The organism is Paraburkholderia sp. RL17-380-BIE-A (assembly GCF_046028085.1).
Lineage (GTDB): Bacteria > Pseudomonadota > Gammaproteobacteria > Burkholderiales > Burkholderiaceae > Paraburkholderia.
On sequence record NZ_JARESQ010000009.1, the window covers coordinates 117,900 to 137,403 of the forward strand.

Genomic DNA, 19,504 nt, shown 5'->3' on the forward strand with positions numbered 1-19,504 from the left:
TTGTCTCGCCGGGGCCCGCGTGGGCGAACCAAGTTTTTGTGCTTTGGTTATGGGGCAAATGCGCGAGCAAACGCGCGAGCAAATGGGCTGGCAAATGGAGCGCCAAACGCTCGTAAGCACCGCCAGATAGAGGTCTCCCGACGGAAAGCGCACCACCAAAACCGCACGCTCGTGCGCAAACGCGCGCAATCCGCGTCGAAAAAGTAGAATGAAGCCTATCCATAAAAGGAGGAGGCCTCATGCCGCACGCGTCGTCCGCAGCATTGCATCTGCCGCATCCGCCATGTCGTGGCTTCTCCGTCACTCGACTCGACCACGCAGGCGCCTTCCGGACCGTATGAAAATCCTCTTCTACATGCCGCATGCCGACGCCGCTGCGTGGCTGCACGACTTCGCCCGCGCGCTGCCGGAGGCCGATCTGCGTGAATGGCAGCCGGGCGATACCGCGCCCGCCGATTTCGCGGTGGTGTGGCGCCCGCCGCGCGAGATGCTGGCCGGCCGCGACGATCTGCGCGCCATCTTCAATCTCGGCGCGGGCGTCGACGCGATCCTCGCGCTGGAACACGAACAACCCGGCACGTTGCCGCGCAACGCGCAGTTGATCCGCCTCGAAGACACCGGCATGGCGCTGCAAATGGCCGAGTACGTCACGCATGCCGTGCTGCGCTATCTGCGTCGCTTCGACGAATATCAAACGCGGCAAAACGAGCGCCGCTGGGAAGTGCTGGAGCCGCATCCGCGCGAAAGTTTTACCGTCGGCGTGTTGGGACTCGGCGTGCTCGGCGCGCATGTCGCACAGGCGGTGGCGGCATTCGGCATGCCGGTGCGCGGTTACAGCCGCAGCCCGCGGCAGATCGACGGCATCGCGACGTTTGCCGGCGAAACGCAATTCGACGCGTTTCTCGACGGTGTGAAAGTGCTGGTGAATCTACTGCCGCATACGCCTGAAACCGGCGACGTGCTGAACGCGCGCACCTTCGCGAGGCTTGCGCGCGGCGCGTATCTGATCAATGTGGCGCGCGGCGGACATCTGGTCGAACCGGACCTGCTCGACGCGCTCGCGAGCGGCCAGATCGCCGCCGCCACGCTCGACGTGTTCCGCGAAGAACCGCTGCCGGCGGATCATCTGTTCTGGCGGGAGCCGCGCATCACGATCACGCCGCATGTGTCGGCTTTGACGTTGCGCGAAGAAAGCGTCGCTCAGGTCGCGAGGAAGATCACCGCGCTGGTAGGCGGCGCTACCGTCAGCGGCGTGGTGAATATCGAACGTGGATACTGAACATATCGGGTCCCGTTAAAGGAGCGCCGCCCTATCTGGCGGCGACCGGTTGCATGGGACCGCATAGGAGACACATCATGGCACTGCCCCAGCAAGTGAAAATCGTCGAAGTCGGCCCGCGTGACGGACTGCAGAACGAAAAAGAGTTCGTCCCCACCGCGACCAAGATCGAGTTGATCAACCGTCTGTCCGCGGCGGGCTTCCGTAACGTTGAGGCCGCTTCGTTCGTGTCGCCGAAATGGGTGCCGCAAATGGCGGACGGCGCGGACGTGATGGCGGGCATCGAACGGCGACCCGGCACGATCTACTCGGTGCTGACGCCCAACCTGCGCGGCTTCGAAGGCGCGCTCGCCGCGCGTGCGGACGAGATCGTGATTTTCGGCGCCGCCAGCGAAGCGTTCTCGCAGAAAAACATCAACTGCAGCATCGCGGAAAGCATCGACCGGTTCGCGCCCGTCGCGCAGGCGGCCAAGCAGCACGGCCTGCGGATTCGCGGCAGCGTGTCGTGCGCGCTGGGTTGTCCGTATCAGGGCGAAGTGCCGGTGGCGTCGGTGGTGGATGTCGTCGAGCGCTTCGCGGCGCTCGGTTGCGACGAAATCGATATCGCCGACACGATCGGCGTCGGCACGCCCAAGCGCACGCGTGAAGTGTTCGAAGCGGTCACCCGGGTGTTTCCGCGCGAGCGTCTGTCGGGCCACTTTCACGACACCTATGGTCAGGCGCTCGCCAACATCTACGCGGCGTTGCTGGAAGGCATCGAGATCTATCACGCGTCGGTGGCGGGCCTCGGCGGTTGTCCGTATGCAAAGGGCGCGACCGGCAACGTCGCGACCGAAGACGTGCTGTATCTGATGAATGGGCTCGGCATCGAAACCGGCATCGACCTCGCGCAAGTCGTGGCCATCGGCGATTTCATCTCCACGTCGATCGGCCGGCCCAACGTTTCGCGCGCCGGTAAAGCGCTGCTCGCCAAGGCGCGCAGCGAAGCGGCCAATTGCGTCTGACGCTTGCTCGACGCATGCGCTCAATACTCATGCAAACCATCAGGACCTGAAACGATGACGGACCACGCTTCTCTCGAATCCGACGATCTCACCGCGCTGCCCGACTCGGCACGCCGCGTCGCGCTGCTGTTGCGCGAACGCGGTCACGCGGGCCGCATCGTGATGCTGCCGGAAACCGGCAAGACATCCGCCGAAGCCGCCGCCGGACTTGGCTGCTCGGTCGCGCAGATCGCCAAATCGATCCTGTTTCGCCGCCGTGAAGACGATGCGCCGGTATTGGTGGTGGCGAGCGGCGCGAATCGCGTCGACGAAAGAAAGGTCGCCGCGCAGGTCGGCGAAATCGGCCGCGCGGATGCGAAGTTCGTCCGCGAAAAAACCGGCTATGCGATTGGCGGCGTCTGTCCGATCGGTCACGCCACCGAACCGGTCACGCTGATCGACGCCGATCTGCTCGAACTCGACAGCCTGTGGGCCGCGGCGGGCCATCCGCATGCGGTGTTCAATCTGACGGCGCAGGAACTGATCGCGCTGACGGGCGCGCCGGTGATCGACGTGGCGCTGCGCGAGACGGCGTGACGACATGACAGCAGGCTTCGATAACGAAGACGACCACGCCGTGCCGTCGCCTTGCATCAGCGTGTGCAGGATGGATGCATCGACCGGCTGGTGCGAAGGATGCCTGCGCACCATCGACGAAATTGCCGGCTGGTCGTCGTTCGACGACGACGCGAAGCGTGCGGTCTGGGACGCGATCGAGGCGCGCCACGTGGAGTTCATGGCGAGCCTGCCGAAGGAGCAGCGATGAACGCCGCGCCGCGCATCGTCACGATCGGCGAGACGTTCAGTTCGACGCTGGCGCTATCGGCGGAATCGGTGAAATCGTTTGCATCGCTCGTCAACGACCATAATCCGTTGCATCACGACGAAGCGTATGCGGCGCAGAGCCGCTTCGGCGGCCTGATTGCGTCCGGTACACAACCAACCGCGCATTTCATGGCGCTGCTGGCGACGCATTACTCGGCCTACGCGCAACCGCTTGGTCTCGAGTTCGATATCAAGCTGAAGAAAGCCGTCCATGCGAACGACACGCTCACCATCAGCTGGCGGGTAAAGCACGCTTACTGGAAACCGAGCCTGAACGGCGATCTGACGCACCTCGAAGGCACGGTCGTAAATCAGCGCGGCGAGCTCATGTTGATCGGTTCGTCGACCATTCTCGTCATGCCGAAACCCGAAGCCGCCGCTCACGCAAGCGCGACGCCCCACTCAACATGATCACGCTGCCGGAATCGATGCGCGTCTTCGAACGCGGCTGGCTATCGTCGAACAACGTGCTATTGGTGGACGACGCATGCGCCGCGCTCATCGATACCGGCTATGCGACGCACGCGCCGCAAACGGTCGCGCTGGTGCGGCAGGCGCTAGGCACACGGCCGCTCGATCTGATCGTCAACACGCATCTGCACTCGGACCACTGCGGCGGCAATGCGCTCCTGCAAGCGACGTGGCCATGCCGCACCGTGATTCCCGCCTCGGAAGCCGATGCCGTGCGCGACTGGGACGAGGCACGCCTCACGTTTCGCGCCACCGGCCAGAACTGCGAGCGCTTCGGCTTCACTGGAACGATTGCACCCGGCGCACAGTTGCGGCTCGGCGCGCTCGACTGGGACGTGCTCGGCGCGCCCGGCCACGATCCGCATTCGCTGATGCTCTACTGCGCGGGCGAGCGCATCCTGATCAGCGCGGATGCGCTGTGGGAAAACGGCTTCGGCGTGATCTTTCCCGAACTGGAGGGCGAGAGCGGATTCGCCGAGGAGCAGGCCGTACTGGAAGCCATTGCGAAGCTCGACGTGCGCCTCGTCATTCCCGGTCATGGCGCACCCTTCACGAATGTCGAACAGGCGCTTGAACGCGCTTTCTCGCGGTTGGCGTGGCTGCGTGCCGATCCCGCGCGCAACGCAAAGAATGCGTTGAAGGTGCTGATCGTGTTCAAGCTGCTCGAAGTCCGCGCAATGCGCCTCGACACGTTGCTGCACATGCTCGACGACGCCGCCGTGATGCGCGCCGCCGCGTCGATACTCAAGCCGCGCGGCGAGTGGCCCGCGCTGGTGAAAGAGATCGTGGACGAGCTGGCGGCGAGAAATGGGCCGCTGGAAGTGGATGGTGAGCGCATTGTCGCGCGTGCGTCGTGACGTGACGTGACGTGACGTGGAGCGCGCCGCCACTGACAGGCAGCGCGAGATGCTCGAACCGTCGGTACAAAAAGAAAGCCGCTCAACCATGACTGGCGAGCGGCGGAAATTCTGTCGGACGTGATCAGCGTCAAGTCGCATGATACGCGTGCCGGTTTTTTGGCCGCATCAGTGATTTCCCTACAGAAGTTTGACGCGCGCTTTTAAAGCGGCATACACGTCACACTACAAAACCCCGTAGTCGTGCAGCTTTCGAAACATTAGTCCGCTCATACGAACAATACCTGCGCCCAGTTACTCTGGAATCCATAGCATTGCGGCACGCCGCAATGACACAGTGCGTGTCAGGTCGACGACAGGCGCTTGTGCGGCACGATCCGCCAGCCGAGATTGACGCCGGCGGCAGCCAACAGAATCAGCAGCGCGCCGAGCACCTGAATCCACGCCAGCGTTTGCCCGAACGCAACCCGATCGACGATGATCGCCACCACCGGATAGATAAACGAGAGCGCGCCGGTCATTGAAGTCGGCAGCTTCTGGATCGCTCCATACAGCAGCACGTACATGAGCCCGGTATTGACGATGCCGAGCACGACCAGTTCGAGCCACTGCACACCGCTTGTGGGCAGCGCGTCGAAGCGCACGAACGGCGCGAGCATCAGCACGCCGAGCGACACCTGGATCAACGCGATCAGATGCGGCGGCGTCCCTTTGAGCCGCTTCGTGATGATCGACGACACGGCATACATGGCCGCCGCGCCCACCGCATACGCGACGCCGACCAGGTATTGCCCCGGCACCGCCAACACCGCCGGCTCGACCCTCACGACGAACACGAGGCCGATGAACGCAACCACCAGCCAGACCACGGTCGACGGGCTGATGCGCTCGCGAAACACCAGGGCGCCGAGCGCCACCAGCATGAACGGCTGCGTGTTATAGACGGCCGTGGCCATCGAGATCGACGCGCGCGAATACGCGGCGAACAGCAGCACCCAGTTGATGACGATCGCCGCCCCGCCGAGCAAGGCGAGGCCGAGCATCTTCCACGAGAAGAGCTGGCGCCGGAACAAACCCAGCACCGCACAGACGAGCGCCAGCGTCGCGCCGCCGAAAATGCAGCGGAAAAACACGACATTGAACGGGCCTTGCTGCGACGACACCACGAGCCAGCCGATGGTGCCGGACATCAGCATGGCCATGGTCATTTCCGCGGCTCCGCGGCGAATTTCGTTTGACGCCATGATTCAATCCTCGAATTGATTCCTGCACGACCAGCAGTGTAATTAATCCGATCGCCCGAATACATGGCTAAACTTAAGCACTACCGCGATGGAACCTAATAATCGAAGGCCGTCATGACCAAACGCCTTACTCCTTCGGCACCTGCCCCACTCGACCAGACGGACCGCGCACTACTCGCCGCGCTGGCGGAAGACGCCCGTCAGCCGGTCAGCGAACTGGCGCGTCTGGTCGGACTGTCGGCGCCGAGTACGGCGGAGCGCGTGCGCAGGCTCGAAGCGCAAGGCGTGATCGAGCGCTTTACGGTGCACATCGATCCGCGCGCCCTCGGCTACACGTTGCAGGCCATCGTGCGCGTGAAGCCGCTGCCCGGTCAGTTGCATCTCGTGGAAGAAGTGATCCGGCGGATTCCGGAGTTCGTCGAGTGCGACAAGGTGACGGGCGACGATTGTTTCATCTGCCGCCTGTACCTCCACTCGATCGAGCAGCTCGACGAAATTCTGACGAAAGTCGCCGAGCGCGCGGAGACCAGTTCCGCCATCGTCAAGTCGACGCCGGTCGCGCGCCGCTTGCCGCCGCTCGGCTAGACGAAGCGCGGGTGCGTGTGCGCGGCGGAACGAAGGGAACGAAGCGGCTGAGTTACTGTTCGACCGCTTCGAAGAAGGACAGCATTTCGGCGACCAGTTCGCTCGACGCTTCCTCGGGGATGTAATGCCCGCAAGGCAACGCGCGGCCACTCACGTCGCGCGCCACATGGCGCCATTCCGCCAGCGCGTCAAAGCACTTCTCGATCACACCCTTGTCGCCCCACAGCACGCGCAGCGGACAGCCGATCTTGTGACCTCGTTCGATATCGGCCCGGTCGTGCTCCAGGTCGATGCTCGCCGACGCGCGGTAGTCCTCGCACATCGCGTGCACGGCGCCCGGTTCGGCCAGCGCCGACCGATAGGCGTCGAGCGCGGCGGGCTCGAACGGCGCCAGACCCGCGTGACGGCTGCCCATCACCGCGTCGACATAGGCCGTCGGGTTCGCGCCGATCAGCGTCTCGGGCAGCGGCTCCGGCTGGATCAGGAAGAACCAGTGGAAATAGTGCGTCGCAAAGGCGCGGTCGGTGGCTTCGTACATCGCGAGCGTCGGCGCGATATCGAGCAGCATCAGACGCTCGACGGCATCGCTGTGGTCGAGCGCCATGCGGTGCGCGACGCGCGCGCCGCGATCGTGGGCGCACACGAGAAAACGTTCGAAGCCGAAATGACGCATCACGGCAACCTGATCGGCGGCCATTGCGCGCTTGGAATACGGCGTGTGCGTGGCGTCGCTCGGCGGCTTGCCCGATGCGCCGTAGCCGCGCAGGTCGGTTGCGATGACGGTGAAATGTTCGGCCAGTTGCGCGGCGCACTTTTGCCAGATCAGATGCGACTGCGGATGACCGTGCAGCAGCAGAAGAGGCGGCCCCGCTCCGCCCTTCACTCCGAAAATATCGACATCGCCCACGGCGACGCGAAAGGGCGTGAAATTCTCGAAGGCCATGGCGTCTCTCTCTTTTGTGATTTGGAGTCACTGCATTGTAGGAGCCCAATATGACCGCGCGAGGTGGGACAGCCCACGCAAGCATAGAACCTGAACACTCCTTCCAACTGTTCCAAACGCAGCGACCGGACGCAAGCACGGCGCTTCGCCTATAATCGAACGACCGTTCTTAAATATTCGGGTGGCTGCGGCTGATAAAAGCGCCGCAAGCCATGTGCCGCTAAACTCATTCATCGCCGGGCGCGCAACGACGCACCGGTCCGCTCAAATCAGGAGACTCGCACTATGGCATTGCCCGCCGTTCTGCAAAAACTTGCGCTGCCCGTCGTCGCCTCGCCGATGTTCATCGTCAGCTATCCCGAACTCGTCCTGGCCCAATGCAAGGCGGGGATCGTCGGCTCGTTCCCTGCGCTGAATGCCCGCCCGGCTGAGTTGCTCGACGAATGGCTCACGCAGATCCAGACGCAGCTCGCCGAGCACAAGGCGGCCGACCCCGATGCGATCATCGGGCCGATCGCAGTCAACCAGATCGTCCATCAGTCGAATACGCGGCTCGAACACGACGTGCGCGTGTGCGTCGAACACAAGGTGCCGATCTTCATCACGAGCCTGCGGGCGCCGGCGCGGGATATCGTCGACGCCGTGCATAGCTACGGCGGCATCGTGCTGCACGACGTGATCAATCTGCGGCATGCGCAGAAGGCGCTGGAAGCGGGCGTCGACGGACTGATCCTGGTGGCCTCCGGCGCGGGCGGCCATGCGGGTACGACCTCGCCGTTCGCACTGGTCGGCGAAGTGCGGCGCATGTTCGACGGCCCGATCGTGCTGTCGGGCTCGATCGCCAACGGCGGCTCGATTCTCGCCGCGCAGGCCATGGGCGCGGACCTCGCCTACATGGGCACGCGCTTCATCGCGACCAAGGAAGCTCACGCGGTGGACAGCTACAAGCAGGCGATCGTCAATTCCACGGCGTCGGACATCATCTACACGAACCTCTTTACCGGCGTGCACGGCAACTACATCCGCGAAAGTATCGTGAACGCGGGGCTGGACCCGGACGCGCTGCCGGAATCGGACAAGACCAAGATGAACTTCGGCAGCGACAAGGCGAAGGCGTGGAAAGACATCTGGGGCGCGGGCCAGGGCGTCGGTCTGATGGACGACGTGCCGAGCGTGAGCGAACTGGTGCAGCGTCTCACGAAGGAATATAACGATGCGAAGGCGCGGCTGGGGATTGCGCGCTGAGCGTCCCATTGGAGCGCCTCGGTTGAGGCGCCGGGTCTGAGGAGATTTCGCTGCGGCCGCGCGTCAGGCCCGCGCGTCAGGCCCGCGCCTCAGCCCCGACCGTCAGGCCGAGCCGCAGCGATCGCCGTGCAGCAAGACTCACATGTTGCGGCGATACTGCCCGCCGACTTCAAATAACGCGTGCGTGATCTGCCCAAGCGAGCAGACACGCACGACGTCCATCAGCACCGCGAATACGTTTTCATCGTCGATCACCGCGCGCTTGAGGCGTTCGAGCGCGGCGGGCGCCGCGTCGCGATGCTGCGCCTGGAATGCATGCAGACGGTGCAACTGGCTCTGTTTTTCGTCGTCGGTGGAGCGGGCTAGCGCGATCGGCTGCGGCGCTTCGTGTGGATGCGGGCTCAAGAACGTGTTCACGCCGACGATCGGATACGAACCGTCATGCTTGCGATGTTCGTACAGCATCGACTCGTCCTGGATGCGTCCACGCTGATAGCCCGTTTCCATCGCGCCCAACACGCCGCCGCGCTCGGTCAACCGGTCGAATTCGGCCAGCACCGCCTCTTCCACCAGGTCAGTCAGTTCCTCGATCACGAAGCTGCCCTGATTCGGATTCTGATTCTTCGCGAGCCCCCATTCACGGTTGATGATCAACTGGATCGCCACCGCGCGGCGCACCGACTCTTCCGTGGGCGTGGTGATCGCTTCGTCGAAGGCATTCGTGTGCAGCGAGTTGCAGTTGTCGTAAATCGCGATCAGCGCTTGCAGCGTGGTGCGGATATCGTTGAAGTCGATCTCCTGCGCGTGCAGGCTGCGGCCCGACGTCTGCACGTGATACTTGAGCTTCTGGCTGCGTTCGTTCGCGCCGTATCGCTCACGCATGGCAACGGCCCAGATGCGTCGCGCGACGCGGCCGAGCACCGTGTATTCCGGATCCATGCCGTTCGAAAAGAAAAACGACAGATTCGGCGCGAAGTCGTCGATCGACATGCCGCGGGCGAGATAGGCCTCGACATAGGTGAAGCCGTTCGCGAGCGTGTACGCGAGCTGCGAAATCGGGTTCGCGCCGGCTTCGGCGATGTGATAGCCGGAAATCGACACCGAATAGAAATTGCGCACGCCGTGCTCGACGAAGTACGCCTGAATATCACCCATCACCTTGAGGCTGAATTCGGTCGAGAAGATGCAGGTGTTCTGGCCTTGGTCTTCCTTCAGGATGTCGGCCTGCACGGTGCCGCGCACGTTTTCCAGCGCCGCGCGGCGCGGCGCGGCGAGTTCGTCGTCCGTGAGCGGGCGGCCTTGCTGTTGCGTCATGCGCGCGATCTGCTGATCGATCGCGACGTTGAAGAACATCGCGAGAATGGTCGGCGCCGGGCCGTTGATCGTCATGGAAACCGAGGTTTCCGGCGCGCACAGGTCGAAGCCGTCGTAGAGCGTCTTCATATCGTCGAGCGTCGCCACCGAAACGCCCGAATTGCCCACCTTGCCGTAGATGTCGGGGCGCTCGTGCGGCTCTTCTCCGTAGAGCGTGACCGAATCGAACGCGGTGGACAGACGCTTGGCCGGCATGCCTTCCGAGAGCAGTTTGAAGCGACGATTGGTGCGTTGCGGATCGCCTTCGCCGGCGAACATCCGCGTCGGGTCTTCGTTTTCGCGGCGGAACGGGAACACGCCGGCGGTGAAGGGAAAGTAACCGGGCAGATTGTCGAGCATCAGCCAGCGCAGGATCTCGCCGTGGTCGACGAATTTCGGCAGCGAGACTTTGCGCACTTCCGAGCCGGACAGCGTCGTGACGGTAAGCGCGGTGCGGATTTCGCGGTCGCGAATGCGGACGATGTGTTCGGTGCCCGAATAGGCGGCGACGGTTTGCGGCCAGGTGTCGAGGAGGATGCGCTCGCGTTCGCCGAGTGCCGCGGTGCGTTGGGTGATGAGGGTGTCGAGTTGGGAGAGATTCTGGTTGCCGGTGGCGGCGGGTGTGGTCGTTTCTGGGCTTGCGGTTGAGGTTGAGTTCGCAGGCGCGTTTGTGCCTGAAACGGCGTTTGTGCTTGGATCATTGGTTGCACTTGCGGCTGAACCTGAGCCCGCAACTGCAACTCCACGTGCAGCCGCCCCCGCCTCCCCGAGCATCCGGCGCGCCTCGATAAGTTGCCAGCGCTCGCGCGCCACGCGTGCTTGCGCGTCGGCGCGCTCGCGATAAGCGTGAACCGTCTGCGCAATATCCGCCAGATAACGCACACGCGTCGGCGGCACGATGGCGTTGCGGCCGCTCGAAAACCGCAGGCCTTTGGGCGCTGCCAGACGGCCGCCGCCCACACGCAAGCCGTGCCTGCGCAGCGCTTCGGCGACGTGCAGGTACAGCGCGGTCACGCCGTCATCGTTAAAGCGCGAGGCGATCGTGCCGAACACCGGCATCGCTTCGGGCGACTTCGCGAAATCGCCGCGATTGCGCTGCACCTGCTTGGCGACGTCACGCAACGCGTCCGGTGCGCCTTTGCGATCGAACTTGTTGATCGCGACGAAGCCGGCAAAATCGAGCATGTCGATCTTCTCCAACTGGCTGGCCGCGCCGAACTCCGGCGTCATCACATACAGCGATTCGTCGACGAACGGCACGATCGCCGCGTCGCCCTGACCGATGCCGGACGTTTCGACGACGATCAGATCGAAGCCCGCCGCCTTGCACAGCATCAGCGCGTCGGGCAATGCGGCGGAGATTTCGCTCGACGCTTCGCGCGTCGCCATCGATCGCATGTACACGCGCGCGCCGCCACCCCAGTCGCCGATAGCGTTCATGCGGATGCGGTCGCCCAGCAGCGCGCCCCCGGACTTGCGGCGCGACGGGTCGATGGCGAGCACGGCGATGGTGAGCGCGTCGCCGTAGTCGAGGCGAAAGCGGCGGATCAGTTCATCGGTGAGCGACGACTTGCCGGCGCCGCCTGTCCCGGTAATGCCGAGGACGGGAATCGCGGTTGCTTTGGCCACGGCGGACAGTTTTTCGCGCGAGGCGGCGTCGATGGCGGCCGTTTCGAATGCGCTGATGAGTTGCGCGAGCCGGCGGAAAGCGAGGGATGTTGGGTTGGGGGTGGTGGCGGTGGCGGCCGTGTTGGCCGTGCTGGCCCTGCCCGAGTGAATCGCCTTGCTGGCCGGATCGCGCGCAGCGGCCGCGTGACCCTCTGCGGCGGCATCGTCATGCGAATCAGAGCGCGGCAGCCCATGCTCCGAAAGCTCGGCCACCCACGCGCCAACCGGACTCACCCCACTGGCCGCCGCCGCGCGCGCCCCTTCGGCGCAGCGCGCGATCATATCGTCGATCATGCCTTGCAGACCAAGCCGCTGGCCGTCCTGCGGCGAATAGATCTTCTCGACGCCGTAGCGCTCGAGTTCGGCGATTTCTTCCGGGACGATCACCCCGCCGCCGCCGCCGAATACCTTGATGCGCTCGCCGCCGCGTGCGCGCAGCAGGTCGACCAGATAGCGGAAGTATTCGTTGTGACCGCCCTGGTAGCTCGACACGGCGACGCCGTCGGCGTCCTCGTGCAGCGCGGCAGTGGCGACTTCATCGACGGAGCGGTTATGGCCGAGGTGAATCACCTCGACACCGCTCGCCTGAAGAATGCGCCGCATGATGTTGATCGACGCATCGTGGCCATCGAACAACGCAGCCGCAGTGACAAAGCGCAATCGCCGGCCCGCGGGCAGCTTGTGGCTGCCGATGCGCTGCGGCGTGGACAGATCGGTCATGTCTCCCCCAGATCGTTACGCGTATGGGTGCTGCACCCAGTATAGCGAAACGGGTCGCGGCGCTTGACCGGCCCACGCGCCTAGCGCACCGCCAGCGCCTTGATCTGTTCGAGCGACGGCCACAGCGACTCGTTCGCGAACCGTTCGGCGAGGAAGTCGACAAACGAGCGCACCTTCGCCGACAGATGCCGCCGGCTCGCATAGACCACATGAATAGGCAACTCGCGCGGCGGAACATCGTCCACCAGCAGCGGCACGAGACGCCCCGCGGCCAGATCGTCGCCGATCACTTCGGTGCCGAGCATCGCGATGCCCGCGCCCTGCAGCACGATCACGCGTTGCGCTTCCAGATGGTTGACGATGAGGTTGCCCGTCAGGCGCACGCGCGTCGAAGCGTCACCGGCGGCAGGCGCGATTTCGAGCGCCGACACGCCCGCGTATTGCAGATAGTTGTGACGCGCCAGATCGGCGACGGTCTTCGGCGTGCCGTGCCGCTTCAGATAGGCAGGCGACGCGCACAGCACGAGATGCGCGGTCGCGATCTGCCGCGCAATCAACGAAGACGACTTGAGCCCGCTCGGCGAAGCCCGGATCGCGACATCGAAACCTTCGTCGATCAATTCGACCACCCGGTCGGACAGCGTCATATCGACGGTGACCTGCGGATACTGCGCGGCATAGTCGGCCACCGCGGCCATCACGTGACTCAAGCCGAACGCCGACAGCGACGATACCCGCAAGCGCCCCTGCGGCACGACGCTCGCCGCGCCGACCACCTGTTCGGCCTCCTCGAGTTCGGTGAGCACCTGGCTCAGACGCTCGTAATATTCGCGGCCCGCCTCGGTCGGCGCGACCCGCCGCGTGGTGCGGTTGAGCAGCCGCGCGCCGAGTTGCTGTTCGAGATGCATCACGTGCTTGCTCGCCATGGCCGCCGACATCTCCATCCGTTCGGCCGCGCCGACAAAGCTGCCGACTTCGACCACATGGCGGAACACTTTCATGCTGACGAGGGTATCCATCTCAATCGCTCACTTCAGGAATCAATCGGTGTCATTTTGCCTGGTTTATCAAAAGATGGTCGGCAAAACGGCGTCGTGAGCCATGAGAAGCGGAGCCCAAAAGCAAAAAAACCCGCCTTCCAAAGAAGGCGGGCTTGGGAGATCAAGCTCGATGCAGCCGCTGCCGCGCGACACCAGCAAGGAGGCGTCGCGCAGCCGGCCCGGAACGCTTAGAACTTCGCGCGCAGGCCGACGCCGTAGGTGTTGCCGCTCGACTGGCTGGTGATGTGATCGTACATATACGCCGCATAGATATCCGTGCGCTTGGACAGCGGATAGTCGTAGCCGATCGCCGCCGTTTGACGGGTCTGGTCGAAGCCGCCGCCGTCACGCGAGTAAGCGTACGACGCCATCACCGTGCCCGGGCCGAACGGGACCGAAGCGCCGCCCTGCGCCGTGTTCACGTGCCAGCTCGTGACCTGCTGGTCGTTGTACGTGTACATGTACTGGCCGAAGAACTTCACGAACTTCAGGTCGTACGACAGGCCGAGTTGCGCGACGCTCTGGCTCTTCAGGCCGGGAACGCCCGAGGTGCTGAAGCTGCCGAGGTCGCTCGGCACGTTGTTGAAGTTCACGTACTGGTAGACAGCCGTTGCCGCGAACGGGCCGTGGAAGTACAGCACCTGGCCGCTCCACTTCTTCGCACCGTTCTCGGTCGTGTTGCCGAGCGCATACATGGCCGACGCCGACAGGCCGTTGAAGTTCGGCGACGAATACTGCACCGCGTTGCTCCAGCCGGAGTCACCCGTCACGCCCTGGTCTGTTGAGTACGTCGGGAACGTGCCCAGGCCGAGGTACGTGTGATAGACCATCGGCGAGAACACGTACGAGTCGATGAACGGGTTGAACAGAATCGTCGACACGAACAGCGGCGTCGTCAGACGGCCCGCGGTCACCGTGCCGTAGGGCGATTCGATACCGACGTACGCGTTACGCGAGAACATCGTGTCGCCCGTGAAGCGGCCATACTGGCCGTTCTGCGCAAGGAAGAAGCCTTCCAGCGCGAAGATCGCCTTGTAGCCGTTGCCCAGATCCTCCGCCCCCTTCAGGCCCCAGTACGAGGTCGACATGCCGCCACCCGAGACTTGCACCGAAGTCTTGCCGCCCGGAAATTTCTGCGCGCCGACCCATTCGTCGACCTGACCGTAGAGCTGGACGCTCGATTGCGCAAAAGCAGACGATGCACTGGCCAGCAGAGCGGCACACGCGGTTGCCTTGAGGGTGGTCTTCAGCGCACTGCTGATGCTTGATTTCATGGGTTCTCCTGTCTTTGTCAAAAGGGGTGTGGCTGTGCGAAAGGGGAGGCTAGCGCGAACCATTGTTGTTGTCCGTTCGATCATCGAGCCAATCTGGGCGGGACCATCTTTGCGGACCATTTTTATGAACAAAAATATCGTTGGTTATTGCGGGTATATCGGACTGATTAGTTTTATCGTTTATCGGCCTGATAAAGCCTTGGCGGACAGTGCGTTCGCGGTGCTGCCGCAGACTCCGTAGCGGCGCGCAAAACGTTACCGACTCTAGGCCCGACCGCGTGATAACGCCTCAGATGACATGCGGATGACGCGCCGCCGCATAAACGACCAAATTTGACGACGAGAGGGGGTGTGCTGCCGAGTGTTTTCAAAAAAGTGTGGCGTCGAAACGTCACATGGCGCGCAGCCTTGGGGCGCGGGGCAACGGCAGGTCGCTGCGCAGCGGTTGGAAAGGCGGGAGGTGGTTGAGCCGGAAGGTGATTCAGCCGAGCGACGGTTCAGCCGAGAAGTTTCAGCCGAAAGAGGTTCAGCGGAGAAGTACTTCAGCCCGCGCCGCGAACAAAGACGACCGCGCATGGCCTAGTTACGGTACGGCGAACCTTCTTGCTGACGTGGGTCGTCCGCCTGGCGCGGCATGGCGCGCGAAGAACCGCGCTCCTCGTTATAGCGCGCAACGTCGGCCCGAATCGAGCCGGCGCGAACCGGCGCATTGACCGGTGGCCGCGGCACGCCGCGCGACTCGGCGCTCACCGGCGTGATGGCACCGGCGTATTGCATGCCGCCGCGGCCGTCGCCGGCGTAACCGGCCGGTCCGGCCACCCGGCGCATGTCCGGCCTGTAGACGCCAAACCCGTCGCCGTAATTTCCGCCCGCGAAACTTGCTCCACCATGCGGTAGATGCGCATTGCGGTCCGTATTCGTATTGCGGGCCGACGCTGCAGCGGCGCCATTAAAACGGCCGCCGTTATGCATGTCGCCGCGTACGCCATGATTGGCAGAGGCATGCGAATAGCCGCCACCGCCGAAATGCGGCATGCCTGGCGCTTTCGCATAGGCGAACGAGCACAGCGCAGCGATAACCGCGCCCCACGCCCATTGCCTCGTTCTCGACAACCCGTCCACCCAGTGACTCTCATGCCCGAAGACTTGCCTGAAGCCCACCGTTCGAGCTGCGACGGACTTGTTTTGGGACTGGCACGGGCGCTGCGACAGACATCGCGGCGCGGGACATCCCGACGGCCTTTGAACCGTAATTTATGGGTGCCGGCAAAGGGTGTCGAGCCAAAAAGTGTTAGGCCTCGGCCGCGGATGTAACACCTTGTTACTGCGACGTTTTTTTGCGACAGAGCGCTTGCGCGCAAGCCCTGAAACCGCTTGCTTTCAAGACCTTAGCGAGATAGCGGAGGAGCTTTTGCGTATGACGAATCACAGTCTAGTTTTCGACCCGATTGTCAAAAGTGGATGGACCAAATAGAAGTCCTCGCCAATACTGAAACACAGCTTGCAGGACCATCCGAATTTTCTGGAACATGCACTGCAATGCGCAACACTCATTAATCGATTCGGCAAATGAATTTGCTTTTTCAATCGAAAATCAACAACAATAGCCGTTTTCCATAAGCTGGAACGGCGCCTTCATGCGCGCGGTCAGCCGCGCTTTTCCGCGTCACCGAATCGAGATTCCGACATGGCTCGCCCGAAACTGCTTCCCGACAACTTCACCTTATGCCTCGTCGGCACGGTGATCCTTGCCAGCTTCCTGCCGGTTCACGGGCAGGCCGCCGTCGGGTTCAACTGGGTGACGAACGTGGCGGTCGGCCTGCTGTTCTTCCTGCACGGCGCCAAGCTTTCACGCGAAGCGATCATTGCGGGCGCGACGCATTGGCGCCTGCACGCCGTAGTGCTGCTCAGCACGTTCGCGCTCTTTCCGCTGCTCGGCCTCGCGCTTAAGCCGCTCCTTTCGCCACTTGTCACGCCGTCGCTCTATGCGGGGATCCTCTTCCTCTGCACGCTGCCGTCTACGGTTCAGTCGTCGATCGCGTTCACCTCTATCGCCAAAGGCAACGTGCCGGCTGCCGTATGCAGCGCGTCGGCCTCGAGCCTGCTTGGCATCTTCATCACGCCCGCGCTCGTCAGCCTCGTCATCGCCAATCAGGCGGCCGGGAGTGGCGCTTCGCCCTGGCATACGGTCGGCAACATCGTGCTGCAACTTCTGGTGCCGTTCGTGGCCGGGCAGTTGCTGCGGCCGCTGATCGGCAAGTGGATCGAGCGCAACCGCGGCGTGCTGAAGTTCGTGGACCAGGGCTCGATCCTGCTGGTGGTGTACGGCGCGTTCAGCGAGGCCGTTACCGAAGGCCTGTGGCACCAGATTCCGCTCTCCGCACTCGCCGGCCTGCTGCTGGTTTGTGTCGTACTGCTTGCTCTCGCGCTTGGCGTGACGATTTTCGTCAGCAAGCGGCTCGGCTTTAGCCGTGCGGATCAGATCACGATCATCTTCTGCGGTTCGAAGAAAAGCCTGGCCGCCGGCGTGCCGATGGCCAAGGTGATTTTCGCCTCGCATGCGGTGGGCGCCGTGGTCTTGCCGCTGATGCTGTTCCACCAGATCCAGCTGATGGTGTGCGCCGCGCTCGCGCAGCGCTGGGGCGCGCGCGACACCAGCGGCGAGACCCACGCCGCCTCGCGCGAGCGGCCCGCCGCCGCCGTCGCGCGCCGGTGAATACGCGCGCAATGCAAACAGGACATTCATAAGCGCCCTCCCTGAGCGTCATTTGAAGAAAGCCGCCTCGCGCGGCTTTTTTGTTATTTCACGCGCAAACGCGGCGGCTGTCGCCTCGACCGGATGGCATAGGCGAATTCCTGGCAATGCGGATCGCGCCGACGCAGGCGGCAGTACGCACGGAAAGGCGACCCGCACGCCCGTGCAGACCCGAACCCAAACCCAAACGCACCCGCACCCGCACCCGCACCACCCCGGTGCGACGCTTCACTAAAAGTTCACTTAATTACGCTCAGGTCCAGCCGATAAGCCAAAGGTCGATCGCTACGCCTACCTGCCATGCAACCTCGCTCGCCCTCCCGATCCGCCGCGCCGCGCATCGAGGAGTTGATCGCCCGGCGTGAGCTGTCCGCCGTTTTCCAGCCGATCATCGATTTCGAAGACGGCGCGATCCTCGGCTATGAAGGGCTGATCCGCGGCCCGGCCGGCACGCCGCTCGAAGCGCCGTTCGCCCTGTTTGCGCAAGCGCTCGCCGAAGGCTGCACGATCGAGCTCGAGCGCGCCGCCGCGCGCACCTGCATCGAAGCGTTCGCGCGGCTCGATTTCGACGGCAAGCTGTTTCTGAATTTCAGCGCGGGCGCAATGCGTCAGCTGGCCGAGGCGCGCGACGACACGCTCGCGCTGCTGCGTCATCGCGGCGTGGATCCGCAACGGATTGTGGTCGAGTTGACCGAGCAAAGCACGATTCTGGACGTGGGCAGTTTCCTGCCGGTGATCACGAGCCTGCGCACAACCGGCGCGCAATTCGCGCTCGACGATTACGGCACCGCGAACGCCAGCATGAACCTCTGGGTGCGGCTGCAACCGGACGTCGTGAAGATCGATCGCTTCTTCATTCACGACATTGCCTGCGACCCGCTCAAGTTCGAAGCCGTACGCGCGATGCAGCACTTCGCCAACGCAAGCGGCGCACGGCTCGTGGCCGAAGGCATCGAAAACGAAGCGGATCTGATCGTGGTGCGCGACATGGGGATTGGCTGCGGGCAGGGCTTTTTCTTCGGCCGTCCGCACGCGCAACCGGCCCGCAAGGTGACCGACGACGCTCGTGACGCGCTGCGCGCCGGCCACATCGCCGTATTTCCCGAGACCACGCGCACGCTGAGCAGCGCTTCGCCTTCGGGTGGCATGGCGTCGGCGAAAATGCTGGTGCACGCGCCCGCGCTGCCGCGCCAGGCGACCAACAACGACGTGCTCGAACTGTTCAACCGCCTGCCCGACCTGCACGCGGTCGCGGTGGTCGAGCACGACGAACCGGTCGCGCTGATCAACCGCCGCAGCTTCATGGATCGCTACGCGCTGCCGTATCACCGCGAGCTGTTCGGCAAGCGCCCTTGCCTGCTGTTCGCCAATGCATCGCCGGTGATCATCGAGAAATCGATGACGGTCGAGCAGATGGCCCAGCTTCTCGCGAGCGACGATCAGCGCTATCTCGCCGACGGCTTCGTCATCACCGACAACGGAAAGTACGCCGGCCTCGGCACCGGCGAAAATCTCGTGCGCGCGGTGACCGAGGTGCGTATCGAAGCCGCCCGCTATGCGAACCCGCTGACCTTCCTGCCGGGCAACATCCCGATCAGTTCGCACATTGCCCGCCTGCTCGGCAACGACGCCGGTTTCTACGCCTGCTACGTCGATCTGAACCACTTCAAGCCGTTCAACGATCAGTACGGCTACTGGCAAGGCGACGAAGTGCTGAAATTCGCCGCCGTCGTGCTTGCCGACGTATGCGACCCAACCCGCGATTTCCTCGGGCACGTGGGCGGCGACGACTTCCTGATCCTGTTCCAGAGCGAAGACTGGCGCGAACGCGTGCTGCGCGCGATCCACGTGTTCAACGAAGGAGCGCAGCGCTTTTATGCGCCGGCTGACCGGCTAGCGGGCGGCATACACGGCGAGGACCGGCGCGGCAATCCCACCTTCTTCGGTTTCGTGACGATGGCGATTGGTTGCGTGCGCGTCGAGCCAGGCGACGGACCGTCGCTCTATAGCAGCGAGGAAATTGCCTCCGTGGCGGCACTCGCCAAGCGGCGCGCGAAGCACGAAGCCAGCGGTTTCGTGCTGATCGACGCCGACGAAAGCGTGTCGCTGTTGCGCGGACAGGGCGAAGTCACGCCTGTGCTGCCCGAGTGAACAGGTAGCCCAAACAACATCACCCGAGCATTGTTTAGCTTGTTTTACTAA

At 63.7% G+C, this 19,504-nt stretch carries 16 protein-coding genes; 10 read left to right on the plus strand and 6 right to left on the minus strand.

The annotated features are described in order from the left end of the window. The first annotated feature begins 337 nt into the window (after positions 1 to 337). The 6 genes from P0D68_RS17115 to P0D68_RS17140 all read left to right on the plus strand — a co-directional run bounded on the left by P0D68_RS17115 (position 338) and on the right by P0D68_RS17140 (position 4,475). Positions 338 to 1,279, plus strand: a complete 942-nt coding sequence (locus tag P0D68_RS17115; RefSeq protein ID WP_408184465.1) for a 2-hydroxyacid dehydrogenase — start codon at positions 338 to 340, stop codon at positions 1,277 to 1,279. A 77-nt stretch (positions 1,280 to 1,356) separates the two neighbouring features. Continuing rightward, positions 1,357 to 2,283, plus strand: coding sequence for a hydroxymethylglutaryl-CoA lyase (locus P0D68_RS17120; RefSeq protein ID WP_408298484.1), 927 nt, complete (start codon positions 1,357 to 1,359; stop codon positions 2,281 to 2,283). Positions 2,284 to 2,337: 54 nt separating this feature from the next. After that, positions 2,338 to 2,859 (plus strand): YbaK/EbsC family protein, encoded by a 522-nt coding sequence (locus P0D68_RS17125; RefSeq protein WP_408298482.1) that lies wholly within the window; start codon positions 2,338 to 2,340, stop codon positions 2,857 to 2,859. Between the two features lie 4 nt (positions 2,860 to 2,863). Then, on the plus strand, positions 2,864 to 3,088 hold the full coding sequence (locus tag P0D68_RS17130; protein WP_091796976.1) for a DUF1289 domain-containing protein: 225 nt from the start codon (positions 2,864 to 2,866) through the stop codon (positions 3,086 to 3,088). Beyond that, positions 3,085 to 3,558: a MaoC family dehydratase gene (locus P0D68_RS17135; RefSeq protein ID WP_408184462.1), complete on the plus strand. Its 474-nt coding sequence runs from the start codon at positions 3,085 to 3,087 to the stop codon at positions 3,556 to 3,558. The genes P0D68_RS17130 and P0D68_RS17135 overlap by 4 nt, the downstream gene beginning before the upstream one ends. Then, a complete protein-coding gene (locus P0D68_RS17140) occupies positions 3,555 to 4,475 on the plus strand; it encodes an MBL fold metallo-hydrolase (protein ID WP_408298479.1) in 921 nt (306 codons plus the stop codon). The genes P0D68_RS17135 and P0D68_RS17140 overlap by 4 nt, the downstream gene beginning before the upstream one ends. A gap of 344 nt (positions 4,476 to 4,819) precedes the next feature. Here the strand turns inward: P0D68_RS17140 and P0D68_RS17145 are convergent, their stop codons facing one another. After that, the gene (locus tag P0D68_RS17145) at positions 4,820 to 5,719 is read right to left on the minus strand and encodes a DMT family transporter (protein ID WP_091796981.1); all 900 of its coding nucleotides are present in this window, start codon (positions 5,717 to 5,719) and stop codon (positions 4,820 to 4,822) included. Between the two features lie 114 nt (positions 5,720 to 5,833). Here P0D68_RS17145 and P0D68_RS17150 point away from each other — a divergent pair, with 114 nt between their 5' ends. Continuing rightward, on the plus strand, positions 5,834 to 6,304 hold the full coding sequence (locus P0D68_RS17150; protein WP_408184460.1) for an Lrp/AsnC family transcriptional regulator: 471 nt from the start codon (positions 5,834 to 5,836) through the stop codon (positions 6,302 to 6,304). Positions 6,305 to 6,356: 52 nt separating this feature from the next. Here P0D68_RS17150 and P0D68_RS17155 read toward each other — a convergent pair whose 3' ends face one another. Continuing rightward, positions 6,357 to 7,247: an alpha/beta fold hydrolase gene (locus P0D68_RS17155; protein WP_408298476.1), complete on the minus strand. Its 891-nt coding sequence runs from the start codon at positions 7,245 to 7,247 to the stop codon at positions 6,357 to 6,359. A 285-nt stretch (positions 7,248 to 7,532) separates the two neighbouring features. Between P0D68_RS17155 and P0D68_RS17160 the strand changes: the two genes are divergently transcribed. Beyond that, positions 7,533 to 8,492 carry an NAD(P)H-dependent flavin oxidoreductase gene (locus P0D68_RS17160; protein ID WP_408298474.1) on the plus strand — a complete coding sequence of 320 codons (960 nt, stop codon included), beginning with the start codon at positions 7,533 to 7,535 and terminating at the stop codon, positions 8,490 to 8,492. A gap of 138 nt (positions 8,493 to 8,630) precedes the next feature. On the opposite strand, the gene P0D68_RS17165 is transcribed toward P0D68_RS17160, so the two are convergent. The 4 genes from P0D68_RS17165 to P0D68_RS17180 all read right to left on the minus strand — a co-directional run bounded on the left by P0D68_RS17165 (position 8,631) and on the right by P0D68_RS17180 (position 15,669). Next, complete coding sequence (locus P0D68_RS17165; protein ID WP_408298472.1) at positions 8,631 to 12,233, minus strand: methylmalonyl-CoA mutase family protein; 3,603 nt, start codon at positions 12,231 to 12,233, stop codon at positions 8,631 to 8,633. A gap of 80 nt (positions 12,234 to 12,313) precedes the next feature. Next, entirely contained in the window at positions 12,314 to 13,252 is a 939-nt protein-coding gene (locus P0D68_RS17170; protein WP_091796989.1) for a LysR family transcriptional regulator, read from the minus strand. A gap of 209 nt (positions 13,253 to 13,461) precedes the next feature. Next, positions 13,462 to 14,547, minus strand: coding sequence for a porin (locus P0D68_RS17175; protein WP_091796991.1), 1,086 nt, complete (start codon positions 14,545 to 14,547; stop codon positions 13,462 to 13,464). 579 nt (positions 14,548 to 15,126) lie between these two features. Further along, the gene (locus P0D68_RS17180; protein ID WP_408298469.1) at positions 15,127 to 15,669 is read right to left on the minus strand and encodes a hypothetical protein; all 543 of its coding nucleotides are present in this window, start codon (positions 15,667 to 15,669) and stop codon (positions 15,127 to 15,129) included. 565 nt (positions 15,670 to 16,234) lie between these two features. Between P0D68_RS17180 and P0D68_RS17185 the strand changes: the two genes are divergently transcribed. Together P0D68_RS17185 and P0D68_RS17190 are read left to right on the plus strand one after the other, a co-directional pair. Continuing rightward, on the plus strand, positions 16,235 to 17,263 hold the full coding sequence (locus tag P0D68_RS17185; RefSeq protein ID WP_408298467.1) for a bile acid:sodium symporter family protein: 1,029 nt from the start codon (positions 16,235 to 16,237) through the stop codon (positions 17,261 to 17,263). 339 nt (positions 17,264 to 17,602) lie between these two features. Continuing rightward, positions 17,603 to 19,453, plus strand: coding sequence for an EAL domain-containing protein (locus P0D68_RS17190; RefSeq protein WP_091797001.1), 1,851 nt, complete (start codon positions 17,603 to 17,605; stop codon positions 19,451 to 19,453). Positions 19,454 to 19,504 lie beyond the last annotated feature (51 nt).

Bases quoted from the DNA above. Each gene is read 5' to 3' on its own strand.
- P0D68_RS17160 (WP_408298474.1), top strand. From the start codon at position 7,533: ATGGCATTGCCCGCCGTTCTGCAAAAACTTGCGCTGCCCGTCGTCGCC.
- P0D68_RS17185 (WP_408298467.1), top strand. From the start codon at position 16,235: ATGGCTCGCCCGAAACTGCTTCCCGACAACTTCACCTTATGCCTCGTC.
- P0D68_RS17190 (WP_091797001.1), top strand. From the start codon at position 17,603: ATGCAACCTCGCTCGCCCTCCCGATCCGCCGCGCCGCGCATCGAGGAG.
- P0D68_RS17125 (WP_408298482.1), top strand. From the start codon at position 2,338: ATGACGGACCACGCTTCTCTCGAATCCGACGATCTCACCGCGCTGCCC.
- P0D68_RS17135 (WP_408184462.1), top strand. From the start codon at position 3,085: ATGAACGCCGCGCCGCGCATCGTCACGATCGGCGAGACGTTCAGTTCG.
- P0D68_RS17150 (WP_408184460.1), top strand. From the start codon at position 5,834: ATGACCAAACGCCTTACTCCTTCGGCACCTGCCCCACTCGACCAGACG.
- P0D68_RS17115 (WP_408184465.1), top strand. From the start codon at position 338: ATGAAAATCCTCTTCTACATGCCGCATGCCGACGCCGCTGCGTGGCTG.
- P0D68_RS17145 (WP_091796981.1), bottom strand. From the start codon at position 5,719: ATGGCGTCAAACGAAATTCGCCGCGGAGCCGCGGAAATGACCATGGCC.
- P0D68_RS17130 (WP_091796976.1), top strand. From the start codon at position 2,864: ATGACAGCAGGCTTCGATAACGAAGACGACCACGCCGTGCCGTCGCCT.
- P0D68_RS17165 (WP_408298472.1), bottom strand. From the start codon at position 12,233: ATGACCGATCTGTCCACGCCGCAGCGCATCGGCAGCCACAAGCTGCCC.
- P0D68_RS17120 (WP_408298484.1), top strand. From the start codon at position 1,357: ATGGCACTGCCCCAGCAAGTGAAAATCGTCGAAGTCGGCCCGCGTGAC.
- P0D68_RS17140 (WP_408298479.1), top strand. From the start codon at position 3,555: ATGATCACGCTGCCGGAATCGATGCGCGTCTTCGAACGCGGCTGGCTA.
- P0D68_RS17175 (WP_091796991.1), bottom strand. From the start codon at position 14,547: ATGAAATCAAGCATCAGCAGTGCGCTGAAGACCACCCTCAAGGCAACC.
- P0D68_RS17155 (WP_408298476.1), bottom strand. From the start codon at position 7,247: ATGGCCTTCGAGAATTTCACGCCCTTTCGCGTCGCCGTGGGCGATGTC.
- P0D68_RS17170 (WP_091796989.1), bottom strand. From the start codon at position 13,252: ATGGATACCCTCGTCAGCATGAAAGTGTTCCGCCATGTGGTCGAAGTC.